Origin of the sequence: Streptomyces sp. CG 926, assembly GCF_003148825.1 — a bacterium.
Lineage (GTDB): Bacteria > Actinomycetota > Actinomycetes > Streptomycetales > Streptomycetaceae > Streptomyces.
In genome coordinates, this window is the sequence record NZ_QGGZ01000001.1 from 597,587 (window position 1) to 614,701 (window position 17,115).

Here is a 17,115-nt window from a genome sequence, read left to right on the forward strand (position 1 = left end):
CATGACCCCGTACGAGCCCGCCGGCTTCTTCCTCCTGCGCTCCCCCGCCCTGCCCGCCCGCACCTGGCTCGACGTGACCGCGGACCCCGACGACACCCCGCGGGCCCTCGTCGACCTCGCCCGCCGTCCCGACGTCACGCGCGCCCTGCTCATCGCCAGCGAGGACATGACGGACAGCCTCGACCGGATCGGCGACCTCAGCGAGAAGCGCCTGCGCCGACTGCACTCCGGGCTGCTGCGCTACGTCACGCGCATGGCGACCCGGCCCACGCCCTTCGGGGCCTTCTCCGGTGTGGCGATGGGCGAGTTCGGCCCCGCCACCACCGCCAGGCTCGGCCGGCCCGAGGAGCACCGGCTGCGCGTGCGCGCCGACATGGGCTGGCTGCTCGGGCTGATCAAACGCCTCGACGAGTCCGACGACCTGCTCCGCCGGCTCCGGCTCGTCCTCAACCCGATGGCGGACACGGCCGGCGACCGCGTGGTCCTGCCGCAGGCCGACAAGTACGGCCGACACGACGCCCGCAGCGTGCGCATCCGGGCCACACCCGCCGTCGAGCTCGTCATGCGGACAGCCGCCACCCCCGTCCCGTACGAGCGGATCACCGCCGAACTCGCGGCCGCCTTCACCGAGGTCACGGCCGAGACCGTCGAGGGCCTGGTCCGGCAGATGTGGGACCTCGGTTTCCTCATCAGCGACCTGAGGCCCCCGCAGACCGCGGAACGGCCCGAACACCACGTCCTGAAGAGGCTCACCGGCATCCCCGCCGCGCAGGAGACGGCCGACCGGCTCAGCGCCGTAGCCGACCTCGCCGACCGGGCCGACGACACCGCCTCCCTGCGCCGGCTCGCCGCCGCACAGCAGGACCTCGTACCCGGACACCACGGCCGCTCCTACCAGGCCGACATGGCACTGCACCTGGACGAACCCGTCCTGAACGCCTCGATCGGCGAGGCGGCGGCCGAGGCCGTCGGCGTCCTGGTCCGCCTGAGCGCCTCCCACGGCACGCGCAACCACCTGACGCGCTACCGCGAGGAATTCACCGAACGCTACGGCGAAGGGACCCGCGTCCCGGTGCTCGGTCTGCTCAGCCCCGACACCGGGCTCGACGCCCCGCCGACCTACACCAATCCGCCGCGCAGCATCGAACTGCCGGGGGCGACACCCGAGCACACCGCCCGGCTGGACGCCCTGCTCGTCGAGTTCGCCCAGCAGGCCTGGTGGGACAAGTCCTTCGAGGTCGAGCTGACCGACGCCTGGCTGGAGCGCCTCGCCCCGCGCGGCCCGGTGCCCGACCCGCCGCCCGCCATGGAGGTCTACCTCCAGCTGCACGCCGCCGACCGCGCCGCCCTCGACCGGGGGGAGTGGCAGGCCGTCCTGCGCTACGACAGCCTCACCTACGGCGGCCGCACCTTCGGGCGCTTCAGCGAGCTGCTGGGCGAGCCCACCGCCAAGCGGCTGCGCGGGTACGCCCGCGCCGAGGAGGCGCTCTTCCCCGACGTCGCCTACGCGGAGCTCGCGTTCCTGCCCCCGTACGGCCGTGCGGCCAACATCACCCTCCGCCCCGCCGTCCGGCCGTACGAGATCCCCGTCAACACCACGCCGTCCGTCGGCCCGGACCAGGTCCTCCCCCTCGACGACATCCTCGTCGGCGTCAGCGGGGATCGGTTCCACCTGTGGTCCCGGAAACTCGACCGTGAGGTCGTGGTCGCCCAGCACCACATGCTCAGCCCGGCGATGGCGCCGAACGTGGCCCGGTTCCTGCTGGAGGCCTCCCAGGACGGCTGCGTCATGCCCTCCGGCTTCCACTGGGGCCCCGCCGAGGCGGCCCCTTTCCTGCCGCGCGTCACCCGCGGGCGGATCGTCCTGCGCCCCGCGCAGTGGCGGCTCACCAGTAGTCCCGCGGCCACGGACCCCACGGGCGCGCACGGCAGGACCGGTCTCGCGGCGCCCGCAGCCGGCACACCGTCCGCGCACCCGCTCGACGACCTCGACGGCTGGCGCCGGCGCTGGAACGTGCCCCGCCACGTCTATCTCGTCGAGTCCGACCAACGGCTGCTGCTGGACCTCGACCACCCCGCCTGCCGCGCCGAACTCCGTGCGGAGCTGGACGAGCGCGGTACCCTCGTCCTCCACGAGATGCTGCCGTCCTTCGACGGCATGTGGCTCCAGGATGCCGACGGCGAGCGCTACGCCGCCGAGGTCGTCGTCCCCGTCCTCGCCCGCGACGCGGTCCGCGCCACCCGCGCTCCCGTGCCGCGACAAGGCCGCGAGGTGCCCGTGGAGCGCCATCTGCCGGGCAGTGCCTGGACGTTCCTCAAGGTCTACGCGGCCCCCGAGCGACAGGACGAGATCATCGCCGGCCCGCTGCTCGACCTCGTCGCGGGACTGGGCCGCGAAGGGCTCCTGGACCGCTGGTTCTACATCCGCTACGCAGACCCGTTCCCGCACCTGCGCCTGCGGGTCCGCGGCACCGACGCCGACCGTATCCTCACCGAGGTCACCGCGTGGGGGCGCGATCTCGTCACCCGCGGACTGGCCCTGGACATCGAACTCGCCGGCTACGCACCGGAGACGGCCCGCTACGGCGGCCCGGAGGTCTTCGACACGGCCGAGCTGCTCTTCACCGCCAACAGCGAAGCCACCGCCCTGCTGCTGTCGCGACAGCCCGACATCAGGCCCGAGTTCCTCGCCGTCGCCGCTCTGGACACCCTCCACACCCAGTGGGGCATGCCGCCGGGCGGCGGGCGCATTCACCACGCCGGCGGCCACGACGAGGCCCCTGTCCGGGACACCCGGACGCTGTTCCGCGAACACCGCGCCTACCTGTGCGAACTCCTCAGCCCGTGGGAGCGCGACCCCCACGAGGAAGGGCGGGCCCACCGGCTCCTCCTCCAGGAGACGTTCGCCGCGCAGGCACCAGCCGTCGCCGAGACGGCCGCAGCCGTCCGCGAGGCGGCCCGCCGTGGCCTCCTGGTCGGCTCCGAGGACGCCATCCTCGCCAGCCTCGTGCACATGCAGATCAACCGGCTCCTCCCCATCGACCTCCAGCGGGAGGCCCGCAGCCACGCTCTGTGGGCCCATGTCCTGCGCGCCGTCCGGGGCCGCACGGCCGCGAAGGCCAGGGAGGGCCGATGATCTGGCTGCGCGTCAGCACGCTGTTCTGGCGGCTCAGCCCGCTGCGGGTGTCCGCCTTCACCGGCGTCTCCCTCCTCCTCGCCCTCATACCGGCCGCGCAGATCGGGCTGGTCGCCGCCGCCGTGCAGGGTGTGGCCGACGCCGTCACCGGCGACCGGGACGCCGGACGGGCCGCGCTCATGGCGGGCGCCGCCCTTCTCGGGGTGAGCCTCGCCAGCCATGTCCTGGGCACCTTCCTGCAGTACCTCGACACCCTCCTGCGGCTCGAACTCACCGCTCGCATCGGCGAGTGGGTGATGCGCAAGGGCACCATGCTCGACCTCCAGCAGTACGAGGACGCCGAGGTCTACGACCAGATGCAGCGCGCCTTCCAGGAGAGCAGCGGAGGCCGCGTCTACCAGGTCTTCACCCAGCTCCTGGAGGTCGCGAGGGAGTTGGTCACCCTGGTGACCGTCAGCGTGGTGCTGTTCTCCTGGAGCCCCTGGATCGCCCTGGTGATCCTGCTCTCGCCCATGCCGTCGGTCGTCTCGTACATGCTCTTCAGCCACAGGGCGTACGAGATCGAGTACGACCGGACGGCCGACCGGCGACGCGCGTACTACTACCAACACCTCGCCACCACCGACCACTCCTACAAGGAGGTCCGTCTCTTCCAGCTCGGCCCGCACCTGGTGGACCTCTACACCCGGCTCATCCGCACCTTCTTCGACGTCGACCGCCGCCTCGCCCGCAAGCAGTCCGTGCTCGGCGGCGTCCTCGGTCTCCTCAGCGTCGCCGCCTCCTCCGGCGCGGTGCTCTGGGCGATCCACACCACCACCCACGCCGGGCAGGTCGGCCAGCTCGCCGGCTACCTCCAGGCCGTCGGTTCGGTCCAGGTCTCCGCCCACGGCATGCTGCTCGGCGTCGCCGCTCTCTACAAGGACAGCCTGTTCCTCGGCAATCTCTTCGACTTCTTCGCCCTGCCCGAGCGCCGGATCAAGGGCGGCACCCGCCGGTTCCCGCAGACGCTCCGCAAAGGCATCGAGTTCCGCGACGTCCGCTTCGTCTACCCCGGCACCGGCCGCGTCGTCCTGGACGGCGTCAGCTTCACCCTGCCCGCGGGCGAATGCATCGCGCTGGTGGGACAGAACGGCTCCGGCAAGACGACGCTGGTCAAGCTGCTCACCCGGCTCTACGAGCCGACGAGCGGCCAGATCTTCGTCGACGACGTCCCGATCGAGGAGTACGACCTCGACGACCTGCAACGCCACATCGGCGTCATCTTCCAGGACTTCATCCGCTACGAGCTGCCCGTCCGCGACAACATCGGCTTCGGCAGTGTCCAGGACCGCGAGGACACCGGGCGCGTCGCCGAGGCGGCACGGGCCGCCGGCGCCGACGGGTTCGTCGAGGCGCTGCCCCGTGGCTACGACACGACACTCGGCCGCCACTTCGAGGACGGCCACCAGCTGTCCGGCGGCCAGTGGCAGAAGATCGCCCTGAGCCGGGCCTTCATGCGCCGCGCTCCCGTCGTCGTCCTCGACGAGCCGACGGCCTCCATCGACGCGGAGGCGGAGGCGGAGATCTTCGGCCGGCTCAAGGACGTCGCCCGCGGCGCCACTTCCCTGGTCATCGCCCACCGCTTCGCCACGGTCCGGATGGCCGACCGGATCGTCGTCCTGGAGGACGGCAAGGTCATCGAGAACGGTGTGCACCAAGACCTCCTGAGGGCCGACGGCGTCTACGCCCGGCTCTTCCGTATCCAGGCTTCGGGCTACCTGACCGAAGCCGCGTCCCCCTGAAGGCCGAGTGATGCGCGTATCCGTCCTGTATCCCGCCATGCCGACGGACCCCCGGCACGTCGCCCCCTTCGCCGCGCTCGTCCGCGACGAAGGCGCGGACCGCCTCTGGCAGGGCCAGTCCCTCAGCGCCGACACCCAGCAGGTCTTCGCCTACCTGGCCGGCATGGGCTACCGCATCCCGGTCGGGACCAGTGTCGCCCTCATGCCGCTGCGACATCCGCTGGACGCGGCGATCCAGGCCCGCTCCCTGTCCGTCCTCACCGGCCACCGCACGACTTTCGGACTCGGTCCCGCGACCCCCGACGTCGTCGCCGGACTGCACGGAAAGCCGTACGACAGCCAACGTGATGCCTGTGTGGAATACCTGACCGAGGTGCAGCGCCTGATCGGGGCCGAGGACGGGGTCGCCGGGCCCGGCATCGGCGCCTCCATCGCTCTGCCGGGCCTGTCACATCCGGGGGTGGAGACCGGACTCGCTGTGCTCCGGCCGACGCTCGCGCGGGCCGCGGGCCGGGTGGCGGACGCGGCGATCAGCTGGATGACCCCGCCCGGCTACGTCCGCGACACCCTGTTGCCCGCCATGGCGAAGGGCGCGGCCGAGTCGGGCCGCCCGGTGCCCCGCATGGTCACCGTCGTGCACGCCGGCGTCGACCGCCCCGGGCGCCACGCCTACCGGCTCGCCTTCGCGGCGGCCCACGTCCACCTCGCCGGGCCGCACTACTGCGACATGCTGCGCCGCGCCGGCCTGCGCGTCCACCACAGCCGCCCGGGCCTCGGCGCCCGCGCCCTCGTCGACTCCGGAGTGTTCCTCTACGGCACGCCCGGGAGCATCGCCGCACAGCTGGCCGAATACGATCGGGCGGGGGTGGACGAAGTTGTCGTCAACGTCGCGGGCGTGTATTCCGAGCATGGCCGACCGGACGCCGTACGGGACCTCCAGGAGATCCTCGCGGCCTGCCGGGAAGCGACGAACCGACCCATGAACGGGTGAGAGAGGCCGGGGCACGACCGCGTGCCGTCCTCCCGCACGCGGTGAAGAGAGGCAGGACGGTGCCCGACGACATCGCCCGATGGCTGAACGAGCACGCCAACCCGTTGAGCACCCTGACCCCCGGCGCGCCGGCGGAGGACCTGAAACCCCTGGGCGAGGCACTGCGGGGGACACGGATCGTCGGGCTGGGGGAATCCACCCACGGCACGGGCGAGTTCTTCCGGCTGAAGCACCGCATCGTGGAGTTCCTGGTCCGTGAGGAGGGGTTCACCACCCTCGCCATGGAGGCCAGCCAGTCCGCCGCCCGCGCGCTCGACGCGTACGTCCGGTACGGCACGGGCGCCCCCGAACGGCTCGTCGCCCGGCTGGGTTTCTGGACCTGGCGCACCCGAGAGATGGTCGACCTCGTCGAGTGGCTGCGCGCCCACAACCACGACCTGCCCGAAGAGCGCCGGGTCCGCTTCGTGGGAACGGACCCCCAGCTCTGCACCGACTCGGTTGAGGCCGTCGCCGCGTTTCTGCGCCGGACGGCGCCCGATCAGGCCGGGCGCATGGGCGCCCTGGACGTACTGGCCCGGGCCCGCCCGGGCTCGCTTCCGGACCCGGACAAGGCCCTGATGCGGCGCGCCGAGGAGATCGCCGGCCTCGTCGCGGACCACGCCGGGCGGTCGGATACCCGCGACGACGCCGACGAGGCTCTGGAACACGCGCGGATCCTGGTCCGCGCCGCCGACCTGGTGACCCGGCCCTTCGCCGCCTCGGTCGGCGAGGAGGGCGTGTTGGCCGCGCGGGACCGTTACATGGCCGCGGCCGTCGCACGGCTCGTGGACGACGATCCCGAGGCGCGCGTCATGGTCTGGGCGCACAACGGGCACATCGCGAAGGGCACGTACGGGGAAGGAGTGCCGGCCCTCGGCAGCCGTCTGCGCGAACGGTACGGCAACGCCTACTACGCGCTGGCCCTCCTCTTCGGCAAGGGCTCCTTCCTCGCCCGCCGTGGCAACGACCTTCAGCGCCCGCCGGCGCGCCACCGCATCGGCACCGGCCTCCGCTCCCTGGAGGCCAGACTCACGCACGCCGTACCCGGCGACTACTACGCGGACCTCCGCGCCGCGGGTTCCTCCGCCGACGCCGAGCCCTGGCTGCACGCCCCGCACGCGCAGCGCAGCTTCGGCGCCAACGTCCAACGCTTCCTCTACCGCTTGAACACCGCCCCGCTCATCCCGGCCGAGGACTACGACGGCATCGCGTTCGTAGCACGCTCGACCTGCTCCCACCTGCTGCCCCCGGCGGAGGACTGAGGTTCTCTCACGGCCACAGGTCGAGCGCGGCGTTCAGAGTGAGCTGCCACATCGGTTCGGCACCGGTGCCGAATGCCGCAGCGAGCCCGTACCCCACGGACGTGTCGTACGGGTCCCTGGCACGCTCGGACTCGCCCTCCGCCTCCCAGTCGGCCGACACGCGCCCGTCGCCGCTCGATGTGAAGACGCCGAGCAGCCGCTCGTCCCGCAGCAGCCTGCTGGTACCGAGGGTGTCCGGAACCAGAAGATAGCTGCACTCCCGCGCCGCTGAGACGACCTCGACCCGGTACGAGCGCCGGGTCAGGAATCCCTTGGACGGCCGCAGGGTCTCCTCTGCACCGTCGACGAGCAGAGTGAGGTGCTCGGGGTCGCGCGTCCCGATCGGCACGTGGCTCTGCGGCACTGTGTTCGGAGCCCGCCGGATGTCGACCGGCGGCAGACCGTCCCCGCTCACGACCAGTGTCCCGGCCTCGTGGTCGAGTTCGATCCTGACCGCGCCGAAGAGCGGATCGTCGGCGGGCACGTACGCGTACGGATTCATCGGGACCCTCGCCTCCTGTTCATCCTGGTGATCGTCTTCCGCCAGTCTCGTCCGGACGCCGAGGGCCGGTTCTTTTTCCGGCCAGAGGCGGGCCGGCGGGCAGGAGCGGCGCCACGGCCTGAGCGTCGGGAGCGCAGGGGTCGGGGCCGACGGTTGTTTCTCTGTGAACGAGCAGCCGTACCCAGCCACCAGGTACCGCCAGGCGAACGACGGCCACCTGCTCCTGCCTCGCTGCCACTACGTCGCACAGCCGGTCACGGCAGGGATCGCGGTCCCGACCAGCGGCGATCCGTCTTCAGAGGCAGCCGCGACCGGGGAGAATCCGGGGAGAACGAAGCCGCGTCGGGGAGCGGCTGGGGAGGATCGGCCGCATGAACGGGCAGCACAGCGAAAGAGCTGCTCAGTTCGCGTAGTCGGGCCTGGCCGTCCCGAGATGCTCCGCCACCGTCCGGAGCCAGACTTCGACCGAGAACGGGGCCGGCGGCTCGACTTCCATGCCGAGCTCGGCGACGCCGACGGCGTAGTCGTGCTCCTCCAGCCCCAGAGCCAGCAGTTCGTGGATCTCACCGACCAGCCGGGCGGTCAGCTGGGGGTCAACCGTCGCCCGGTAGTCACGGACCGCCGCATCGTGGTCGCCGAACTCGTCGGGCATGTCCTGCGAGAACCAACCGCCGAGGAACTGTCCCAGCTCCCCGAAGCGGGCGTGCCATTCCCAGTGGGTCCCGGGCGCGACCGGTGGAGGCACGTCTCCGGACTCGATGCTGTGCTTGATGTGGTCGGCCATCTCGGACAGCCAGCTCTGCGTCCGGGACTCGGACAATCCGATGTCAGGTATCGAATAGAACTCGCCAAGGCGCAACCGCAAACTTCCCGGCGGATTCCGTGCGTACTCCCGGAGTTGTTGTTCGGCGACGGAGAGGGCCCAGGGCCGGGTGTGCCAGGTGTGCCGGAGGTACGCCCGAAGGGCCGGAGGCGCTGTGCCTGCTTCCGGACTGTCGGGTTCCTGTCCGACGAAGGCTGCGACGACGACGTCGAGTTCGCCGTACCGGCGGTCGAACTCAAGCGGCTTCATGGGCACTGCGGCACCTTCAGAGGTAGATCGGGTAAGTGGCGTGCACGACGAAGCCGTGCGGACTCGACGCTTCACGCCTCAGCGTCACCCGCGCGGCCCGCACGTCGACGGGCTCACGACCGGCGAGCATCATCGCCTGCAGCAGCACGCGCCCGACGGCCTCCTCACGGGACGGCCAAGCGGCCTCGATGGTGAGCCTCGGTCGCGTGCCCTGGGCCAGCCAGCGATGTACGGCCTGCTCGTTGCGCGTGACGACCTGCTGGGTACACCACTGTGCGGTCGCGCGGTCGGGATAAGTGGCAGAACGGGTACGCACGGGAGATCCTCAGTCGATGGTGAAGCCCCAGAAGATGCCGACTTCCGTGGCGGAGACAGCGATTACACCACAATCCATCACGTGGCTGGTGAAGCCCTCATAGGTACCCTCGCGACGGAACATATCGGCATGGGGATTCTCTCGCGCCGTCGCCGCATTGGTGAAGAACAGCGCGTCTTCTCCGAATCTTTCCAGGATCGTTCTCGCATGCGAGGTGAGCTCGGCCTCTCTCGCATCAAAATCCGGAATGTCCTCTGCTTGGAACCACTCACCCTGGAGCGTGACCAGGATTTGTTCGGCGCCCCTCCTGGACACGGGGAAGGCCGTGCTGAAGTCTCCTGGCGTGACAGCGCCGAACGGGCTGTCCGGGCCGGTGTCGCGATCGCCCCCGGTCGATGCCGCCGCAACCTTCGACCAGCCGCGCGGATCGTCCGTCCGCAGCTGCATGACGTCGAGGGCGTCCAGGCGCCAGTCATCGCACCGCCGCGCCCCCACCGCCGCGAACATCTCCTCCCCGAAAAGAGCCCGCAGGGAACGGCTCCACGAGGTGGCGTCCATCCGAGTCACGGCTTTACCTCAGTTCTCCACGTGCGCACTACGGGTGCTGGGTCTTGTCGGTGGGCATGGAAGTGAGAACGACGAACGGCGGATGGCCCCCCGGATTGGGTCTCAGAACGACCCATACATTGGTCACGTCACGGGCGGCGGTGTCGCCCCGGTCCCACGATCTTCCCACGACGTCGTTCGTCGTCAGGAGCAGTGAGCGCGACGAGTTGGGCCCAGGGTTATTTGCGAGCCAATTGTCGATCTTTCGCTGGTTGCCCGGTTCGTCCAGGGCCGCCTGAGTATACCGCTGCGCGTCCGTAAGGCTCCCGAACGCCGAAACGGCCTCGGGACGAATTCCGGAAGGCCTGACGATCTGCTGGTCCCTCAGCCTTTGTTCCAGTTGCTCATCCGTCTTGCCCACATGTTTGTCCACCACATGGGACCCGAGAATGCCCTCCTGGTTCGCGAGGTCGATCGCATATTTGTGATTGCTTTCGTCGTCCCCCGCCACCGTGTACAGCGGATCGTTCTTGAAATCGGTCAGAGCTCGGGCGCCGAAGGACTCCGCCCGCGCCGACTCGGCCCGGAACGTGGGAGCACTGAGATACGCCTCATCCAGGGCTTCGTGCAGTTTGTTGAGCTCCGCGACCTGTCGGTGCACGCGGTTGTTGTACGCCTCGACCGCCGCGTTCATCGCCTCCTCGTCCACCTCGAGGGCGAAGCCGACCGCGAAACTTCTCCCCATCTTGAGGAGTCCCTTGCCGAAGCTCTTGACGTCCTTCATGTCCAGGCCGTCGCTTCTGTCGATGTGCGGCAGAGCCTTCATCACGGCTTCGTAGTAGAGCCTGCGAAGGTCGTCCCGCACATCCTTCGCGGCGGCCGCCACGGCACGCAGAGCGTCACTCATGACGTCACAGGTCTTGACCATCACGTCCATGACCGGGTGGCTGCTGCCCTGACCGGGCTGCGCGGAGTCATGTTTCCACTCGTGGCCCTCGCGACTCTGGCCCCACGCGCTCGTACCCCAGACAGCGCTGCAGAACTGCCGCATCGCGGCGTTCCACTCGCCGTTGGACCGATCGGTGTAGTTGTGCACGGCACTGCTGAGGTTTCCGTCCGTGGCGGTGACGGACATGCTCGCGTACACCCAGGCGATGGACATGTTGTCCAGGCCCTCATAGTCGGGCAACGGCATGATCTCGGCCGCCTTGCCCATGCGGTAGGCATCCTCCAGGAGGGGCCTGATGATCGCCAGGACTCCGGCCTCCAGCGCTTCCAGTGCCAACTGGAAGATGTCCTGACTCTGGTCCACATCCGCCCACTTGAGGTCCGTCACGGACCCGTAGTTGGGCGGCGTGTCGATCACGGTGGGCGGTGGCTGGGTCTGCGCCGGGGCGCCGGAGGGGTCCGTGGCGGCGTCCGCCGTCGCGTAGTTGTTCGCGGTCACGGCGAAGCCGACAGCAGCGCCTCCGACGCTCGCCACCGATTTGGCCCACACCTCGATGAAACGGTTGCCGACCTTTTTGTACGCGGTGGAGAACTCCCATGCGGCGGTTCCGTAGCCCCCGCAGTCCGGATATCGGCCGAGCTCGTCGAGGAGCTGATTGGCCCCCTTGTGCAGTCCGTCCTGGAGATGAGCGACGAAGCCCGCCAGCGCGTGCAGCGCCCTGGGGGTGACGTCGATGACTCCGTCCTTCATGGGCGGCGGAGGAACAGGCATGCCCATCAGGCCGCTCCCCATCCGCGCAGCACCGCGGCATGTGCCGCCGCGTAGTTGCTCTGACCGGTCGTCACGATGCTGTGAAGCCAGGCCTGTGTCGCCTGAAGGTCCCGTGCGGACCGATCCCACTCGTCCAGCCTGTCGATGAACGCCTCGCGTGCCTCGCCCTCCCAGGCGAGAACGACCTTCTCGACACGGTCGTGCATGGTCTGGACGTTCTCGTTGAGATCCTTGAGGATCTCCTCCAGCTGGCCGGAGAGCAGCCGCAGGGTGGCGAAGTCGACCGCTATGTTGCCGTCACTGTCAGTCATGCGTCCCTCGTCACAGATCCTGCAAGCGGCTCGTGCGCGGCGCGGGGGGCGGGCTGCCGGTGTTGGGGGTCGACAGTTCGGCCGCCTCGCTGTCCACGTCCACGGACATCTGGATGCGCCTGAAGGCGGCCAGCATGTCGAGCTCCTGCTCGGTGAACCCGTCTCGGCTCATGCGAACGGCCGCTTCGATCAGCTTCATGAGCTCACGAATGCGTACCGCTTCCTTGGCGGCTTCACGATGCCGCCGTCGGTAGGCCTTGGCCGCGGGCCCCTGCCAGCGCGCTTCGATCGTGTCGACAACCGTGTCCATACGCTTGACCTGCCGGTCCAGGTAGCGCTGCATTTCGTCGAGGTCGTCGGCCAGCTTGGTCAAGTGCGCGCTGTCGACTTGCAAGTTGGGATCTGTCGCCACCTGTTCGCCCCCGTACCCGTACCCCGATGACCGCTCAACTGCTCAGTTGATCACTTGCTTTGCTCAACAAAACGTTCAACTCGTGCACTCTAGCCAGCGGGAAAACATAGGCAGCGCCGCCCGTACCTCCCCCGCTTCCTCCGCCCGGCCACGCCGCGAGGACGGTGTCGAGTGACCGATCAGCGACGGGGAGGGGGCTCCTGGGCTTCGGCGGCCGTGATCCGTTCGGAAACCTCCGTGTAGCGGGACCGTCTGTCGGGACGGACGTGGCCGGCAGCATGCCTGAGGGCAGGGATCGCCTGCTTGCCGATGTCGATGAGCCCCTTGGCGGCAGTCCTACGGACGACGGGATGGGGGTGTTCCAGCATTCCGGTCAGAGCGGGTATCGCGGGTGCCCACTTCGCGTGGCTGAGGATCCGGATCGCCGTACGCACCAGATCCGGCTGCGGGTCGTCCAGCAGGATCGAGGTGTGGTGCAGGTAGGTCTGCCGGTCCAGCATGGCCCGTGAGGTCCGGTGGGCGTGCAGGCGGACCTTGGGTTTGGGGTGATGCAGCAACTCGCCGATCAGGTCCCGCAGACGGGGGTCCCGATCCGGCTGCGGACCGCTGTGTCCCTCCGCCAGTCGCGCGAGAGCGTGGCGTACCTGGATCAGGTCGCCGGTACGGGCCTGTTTCAACAGCTCCTGCCGAGACAGGGGTTGTGCCGCACCCGGCAACGCGGCCGGGGTACGGAGCTCCGGCAGGGCGGCGTCCAGCGGTACATCGTCCGGGTGGCGCAGCGGGCCTTCCACGAGGAGCAGCCCGTCCGCGAGGTCGTCGCGTCCTTCGGCGCGCAGCCGCCGGCAGGTCTGCGTCAGCGCAGGGGTGCGCAGCACGGAACGCCCGCGGAGCAGGGCGAGGAAACCCCAGGCGCCGGCGTCGAGCCGGCCACCGAGGCGCTCCGCCAGCGCGTCGGCGGGGACCCGGAGCAGCGCCCGCCCAGCCGCGGAGCTGCCGGGCGGCGGGTCGTGCTCCCACCATTCCAGCAGGAGCGGGACCAACGGTTCCAGGTCCCACGGGTCGAGCTGGGCCGCCACGAGCCCGACCCTGTCGTGCAGGATGCCGTCCGCGCGCAGCTCCGCCTCCCCGAGGGTGTTCAGTGTGCGGGCCAGGTCGACACCGACGGGTACGTCGATCCGGCCCTGCAGGAAGGCCCGGAGCACGGGAAGCCGGGCCTCGGGCTCGGGCCACTCCAGGAGTGCCAGTGCCGCGGTGTGTCGGTGATCCGGAGCGGAGGACCGAAGCATGGCCAGCAGGCGCTCCCGCAGTGCCGTCGAACGGGGCTGGTCGAGATCGTCGATGTGCACGGTCCGCGGCCGCGGCGCCTGCGCGTGGGTGGTCTCGGTGATGGTCCAGAGGGGTGCGTCGAGCGGCTGGAGGTCCGCCATCCAGTCGATGAGGGCGGCACGGACGTCGGGGCCGGCAGAGGCGTAGACATCGATCAGTGCGCCCAGGCGGTCCCGGGAGCCCGGGACGCCGTCGTGCTGCCTGCGGAGACGGCGTACTTGTTCCACGGCGCTCGGCGCGCGCACCGCGATGTCCAACGCGGTGCGCCATGCCTCGACCGGCCTGGTGGCCGAAGGTGACTGTGGGGCGGCGAACGCGTCCCGCAGCACAGCGGCCTCCGCCTGCCAGGGGTTGGCGCCGAGCCGGGCCGAAGCAAGCGCCTGCTCGAGGTCGGCGCGGACGAGCACGGCGCCGAGGCCGCGGAGCAGCGTCAGTACGGACCGGCTCCCGGGCGCGGCGGGCAGCGCGCGTACGGCGTCGGTGACAGTCGGCTTCTCGACCGCCGGCAGGGTCGGCACGACGGCTTCGAGGACCGCGACGAGGTCGTCCCGGTCTTCCGCCGCGGCTTCGGCGAGCCCGTCGAGCAGGACTCCGGTGGATCGGGCGAAGGCCGTCAGTTCCCCGGCCGTCCACGGTGCGGGGCAGAGCCGGAGGGCGAGCCCCAGTACGCGACCTCGGACAGCGGGTTCGGAGCCGGCCAGGCGGAGCCAATCCGCCAGCATGGGCCGCAGCGAACGCAGTTGAGCGGGGGTCGGCTGCTCCGCGCTCGTGGCGAGGCGCAGCGCGACCGACGGATCCCAGCCCTCGGCCGTCAGTGCCCTGACGTCGCGATCCGCTCCGGTGTCCGTCTCCGCCCGCCGCGCGGCGGGCGGGGTGATCCCGCGCTCGGCCAGGGCCGCCGACAGCTCCTCGACCGTTCCGGAGGCGAGGCCGATCCGGCCGGTGGCCACCAGGGCGAGCAGGGTGGGCGCGACCCGTGACGCCTGGGCGTCCAGTGCGAGGACCGCGCGCGCCGACAGCGTGCGGTCGAGGCCTTCCAGCAGCAGTTCGCGGGAGCGGCGGTCCTCGCTGTGTTCGGCGGCGGCGAGGACGGTCGCCAGGTACGCGTCGCCGAGGATGACGCGCAGCGCCTCGACGAGCGAACCGCGCAGGCCTGGATTGTCGTGACGCCCTAGCCCGAGCAGCAGTGCCGGTACCGCGGTGGACGTGCCCGCGCGGACCAGCACCCCGGCGGCGGTCTTCTTGACGTTCATGTTCGGATGGCTGAGGCATGTGGCGACCGCGCCGGAGGCCCAGCGGGCCCGCGCGTGACCGAGGGCGAGCAGCGCCTGCCTGACGGTCTGGATGTCCTGGGCCGCCGTCAGCGCGATCAAGGTCGCCGACAATGCCTGCGCGTCGTCCCCCGTGGCGTCGCGGGCGAGCAACGCGATCACATGTTTGCGCACGTGCGGGCCGCGGTTCCGCAGCAGACGGTGCGCTCGCGCACGGGTGCGCGCGTAGGGGACCCGGCGCAGGAGTTCGAGCAGGATCGCCTGCTCGGCGTTCGACAGACCGGGCCGGTCCAGCAGATCCAGACCCATGGTCGCGACGAGTGCGTCTCCGGCCTCGCGCGCGGTCGCCGCGTCGAGCAGGCAGGAAGGCCTGATCCGCCCCCGCCCGTGGAGACGGTGGCCCAGGCCGTGTACGGCATCCAGGACCTCCTGGGGTACCACGGGCTCCCCGCCCGGTCGGCCGCCTTCGAGTCTCGGGGCGGCTCCGCCCCGTTCCCAGGAGGCCGCCAGTTCGGCCACGATGCGCAGGAGCAGGTCCGCGATGGCCGGCAGCGTGCCGGCGGCGCCGTAGCCGGCCAATCTGCGCAGTGCCGCCACCGGTTCCTCCTGGTCCGGACGGGAAGTCAGGAGAGCCAGTTCCTGCTCGTCCGGGCCACCGAGATCTGTCGCGATGCGCGTCGGCAGATCGGCGGGATCGAGACGGACGAGGACGGCACGTCGCTGTGACGGATCGTGCGTCAGATGCCACAGGAGCTCGAGGGCGCGGTGGCGGACCGCGCGCAGATGCGGCGCGATCGTGCCCGTGCCCTCCGCCGTGGCGAGGCCGAGCCCTTCCCGCAACGCTGTCACCGTGCGGTGCCCGCCGATGGCCTCCAGAGCGTCGAGGGCCGCTGCGGGAGCGGACGGCAGGAGAGCGATCACGGCGTCTTCGGCATCCGCGTGGCGCAATGCGCGGATCGCTTCGAGAAACGGCCCCGGCGCGGGCGCGGAGGGAAGAACCCGTGTGATCGCTTCCCCGATCGGCAGCTCCCCCGCCCCTTGTCCGGCCAGGGCGACCAGCAGCGCGAGCCGCCGCGGCCAGCTCGGATCGTCGGCGGCCACGTCGACCAGCACGCGGAACATCACCTGTCGGCAGGTGAACAGGATCGTCGCGACCTCGTGGGCCGGAATCGAGTGATCGGCCAGCGCCAGACCGATGATGGTCGGGACGTGTGGATCGTCCGGGAAGTGCCCGCGCCGGTGGAGTCCGCGCAGGCAGGTCACCGCCGGCCCGCCGAACAGCAAGGGGTCCCGCGCGGCCACGGCCGACAGTGCGCCGATGTCACCCCGGTCCGCCAGGTCACCGAGCAGTTGCATTGCGCGCCGACGTAGACCGGGCGGCAGGTCCGCATCGTCGATGACCTGCCGCAGCAGGCCACGGTGCCCGTGGTGGGAGGCGGCCGTGATCGCGGCATCGGCCACCTCGGGCCTCGCGATCACCGCATCGGCGGTGAGGAAGGGGAACAGGCATCGCGGCGGGAGGGGATCCAACGCCGCCCATGGCCGGCCGAGTTCGCCGAGTACGGCGGCGACGACGTCTGCGCTGTCGACACCGAGCAGGCTGATCAGATACTCGCGAACCAGCGCGGGAGCGAGCAGGCCGGCCTGCAGCCCCTGTTGGGCCAGCTGCAGCGCCGCGGCCTGCAGCACCGGGTCACCGCTGCCCACCAGCTCCTCCACCAGTTGCTCGGGCCGGTGGGCGTGGTCGAGGGTCAGTTCGCGCACGGCCTGGTACAGCGGTTCGCCCGGGGGTTCTGTCCGGATCACCGTCGGCTCGTTGAGGAGCTCGGCTCGCAGCCAGGCGATCCGTACCCGTTCCGGCAGCTCAGCCGTACGCCACGAAGGCCGGCGCAGGCCCTTGACGTACGGCCCCAGTCGTTCGTGGAGCCGCGCCAAGGCGAGGTCCGCCTCCGGCGGTCCCGCCGGCGATACCGGCAGCAGCCGGGCGAGCTCGGCCGGCTCCGGCTCGTCGCCCGTCCGCCCCGAGGTGACGCGCTCGGTCAGCAGGACCAACCCCAGATGCCGCACGCGGGGATCGTCGTGCCGGACGAGGCTTTCGAAGACGGTCGGCGGGCAGAGCCTCGCGTCGAGATGGCTGGCCAGCCGGCCTACGTCGGCTCGACGCAAGGCATCACGGAACGTCTTGTCTGCCTGGGTCGTCATCGTCGGATGCTAACGGGGACACTCCCCGCTCCACGAGCGGATTCACCTGGGGTGTCTCCCACCCCGTCGATGCTCGCGGGGAGGTTTGTTCGTGGGTACGGCAGCGACGACGACCGACCGCTGCCGCTTCGACGAAGGGGTCCGCTCGGCCGCCGGAACGGCGCCGGAGAACCTTCGACCGTCCCTCGG

At 70.7% G+C, this 17,115-nt stretch carries 12 protein-coding genes; 4 read left to right on the top strand and 8 right to left on the bottom strand.

All coding sequences use genetic code 11. The features are described from left to right. Window position 1: 1 nt before the first annotated feature. Genes BCL76_RS02525 through BCL76_RS02540 form a run of 4 tightly spaced genes read left to right on the top strand, consistent with a single transcriptional unit; the run spans window position 2 to window position 7,209 of the window. Window positions 2-3,136: a lantibiotic dehydratase gene (locus tag BCL76_RS02525; protein WP_109777676.1), complete on the top strand. Its 3,135-nt coding sequence runs from the start codon at window positions 2-4 to the stop codon at window positions 3,134-3,136. Next, window positions 3,133-4,917: an ABC transporter ATP-binding protein gene (locus BCL76_RS02530; protein ID WP_109777678.1), complete on the top strand. Its 1,785-nt coding sequence runs from the start codon at window positions 3,133-3,135 to the stop codon at window positions 4,915-4,917. Before BCL76_RS02525 ends, BCL76_RS02530 begins: the two co-directional genes overlap by 4 nt. 10 nt (window positions 4,918-4,927) lie before the next feature. Then, entirely contained in the window at window positions 4,928-5,908 is a 981-nt protein-coding gene (locus BCL76_RS02535; protein WP_109777680.1) for an LLM class flavin-dependent oxidoreductase, read from the top strand. Window positions 5,909-5,967: 59 nt separating this feature from the next. Then, complete coding sequence (locus BCL76_RS02540) at window positions 5,968-7,209, top strand: erythromycin esterase family protein (RefSeq protein WP_109777682.1); 1,242 nt, start codon at window positions 5,968-5,970, stop codon at window positions 7,207-7,209. Between the two features lie 7 nt (window positions 7,210-7,216). Here the strand turns inward: BCL76_RS02540 and BCL76_RS02545 are convergent, their stop codons facing one another. The 8 genes from BCL76_RS02545 to BCL76_RS02580 form a co-directional block, all read right to left on the bottom strand. Beyond that, window positions 7,217-7,750, bottom strand: coding sequence for a hypothetical protein (locus BCL76_RS02545; protein ID WP_109777684.1), 534 nt, complete (start codon window positions 7,748-7,750; stop codon window positions 7,217-7,219). Between the two features lie 400 nt (window positions 7,751-8,150). Further along, complete coding sequence (locus BCL76_RS02550; protein WP_109777686.1) at window positions 8,151-8,828, bottom strand: contact-dependent growth inhibition system immunity protein; 678 nt, start codon at window positions 8,826-8,828, stop codon at window positions 8,151-8,153. Window positions 8,829-8,838: 10 nt separating this feature from the next. Further along, window positions 8,839-9,138: an RNase A-like domain-containing protein gene (locus tag BCL76_RS02555; RefSeq protein ID WP_030844105.1), complete on the bottom strand. Its 300-nt coding sequence runs from the start codon at window positions 9,136-9,138 to the stop codon at window positions 8,839-8,841. 9 nt (window positions 9,139-9,147) lie between these two features. Next, complete coding sequence (locus BCL76_RS02560) at window positions 9,148-9,696, bottom strand: hypothetical protein (protein WP_109777688.1); 549 nt, start codon at window positions 9,694-9,696, stop codon at window positions 9,148-9,150. A gap of 37 nt (window positions 9,697-9,733) precedes the next feature. Next, window positions 9,734-11,410, bottom strand: coding sequence for an RNase A-like domain-containing protein (locus BCL76_RS02565; RefSeq protein WP_146228303.1), 1,677 nt, complete (start codon window positions 11,408-11,410; stop codon window positions 9,734-9,736). Continuing rightward, window positions 11,410-11,715: a WXG100 family type VII secretion target gene (locus tag BCL76_RS02570; RefSeq protein ID WP_109777691.1), complete on the bottom strand. Its 306-nt coding sequence runs from the start codon at window positions 11,713-11,715 to the stop codon at window positions 11,410-11,412. The genes BCL76_RS02565 and BCL76_RS02570 overlap by 1 nt, the downstream gene beginning before the upstream one ends. 10 nt (window positions 11,716-11,725) lie before the next feature. Further along, window positions 11,726-12,127, bottom strand: a complete 402-nt coding sequence (locus BCL76_RS02575; RefSeq protein WP_109777693.1) for a WXG100 family type VII secretion target — start codon at window positions 12,125-12,127, stop codon at window positions 11,726-11,728. 179 nt (window positions 12,128-12,306) lie between these two features. Further along, window positions 12,307-16,926, bottom strand: a complete 4,620-nt coding sequence (locus BCL76_RS02580) for a HEAT repeat domain-containing protein (RefSeq protein ID WP_109777695.1) — start codon at window positions 16,924-16,926, stop codon at window positions 12,307-12,309. Window positions 16,927-17,115: the final 189 nt, after the last annotated feature.

Excerpts from the sequence above, each read along its gene's own strand:
- BCL76_RS02525 (WP_109777676.1), top strand. The coding sequence starts at position 2 with ATGACCCCGTACGAGCCCGCCGGCTTCTTCCTCCTGCGCTCCCCCGCC.
- BCL76_RS02530 (WP_109777678.1), top strand. The coding sequence starts at position 3,133 with ATGATCTGGCTGCGCGTCAGCACGCTGTTCTGGCGGCTCAGCCCGCTG.
- BCL76_RS02535 (WP_109777680.1), top strand. The coding sequence starts at position 4,928 with ATGCGCGTATCCGTCCTGTATCCCGCCATGCCGACGGACCCCCGGCAC.
- BCL76_RS02545 (WP_109777684.1), bottom strand. The coding sequence starts at position 7,750 with ATGAATCCGTACGCGTACGTGCCCGCCGACGATCCGCTCTTCGGCGCG.
- BCL76_RS02560 (WP_109777688.1), bottom strand. The coding sequence starts at position 9,696 with ATGGACGCCACCTCGTGGAGCCGTTCCCTGCGGGCTCTTTTCGGGGAG.
- BCL76_RS02565 (WP_146228303.1), bottom strand. The coding sequence starts at position 11,410 with ATGGGCATGCCTGTTCCTCCGCCGCCCATGAAGGACGGAGTCATCGAC.
- BCL76_RS02570 (WP_109777691.1), bottom strand. The coding sequence starts at position 11,715 with ATGACTGACAGTGACGGCAACATAGCGGTCGACTTCGCCACCCTGCGG.
- BCL76_RS02580 (WP_109777695.1), bottom strand. The coding sequence starts at position 16,926 with ATGACGACCCAGGCAGACAAGACGTTCCGTGATGCCTTGCGTCGAGCC.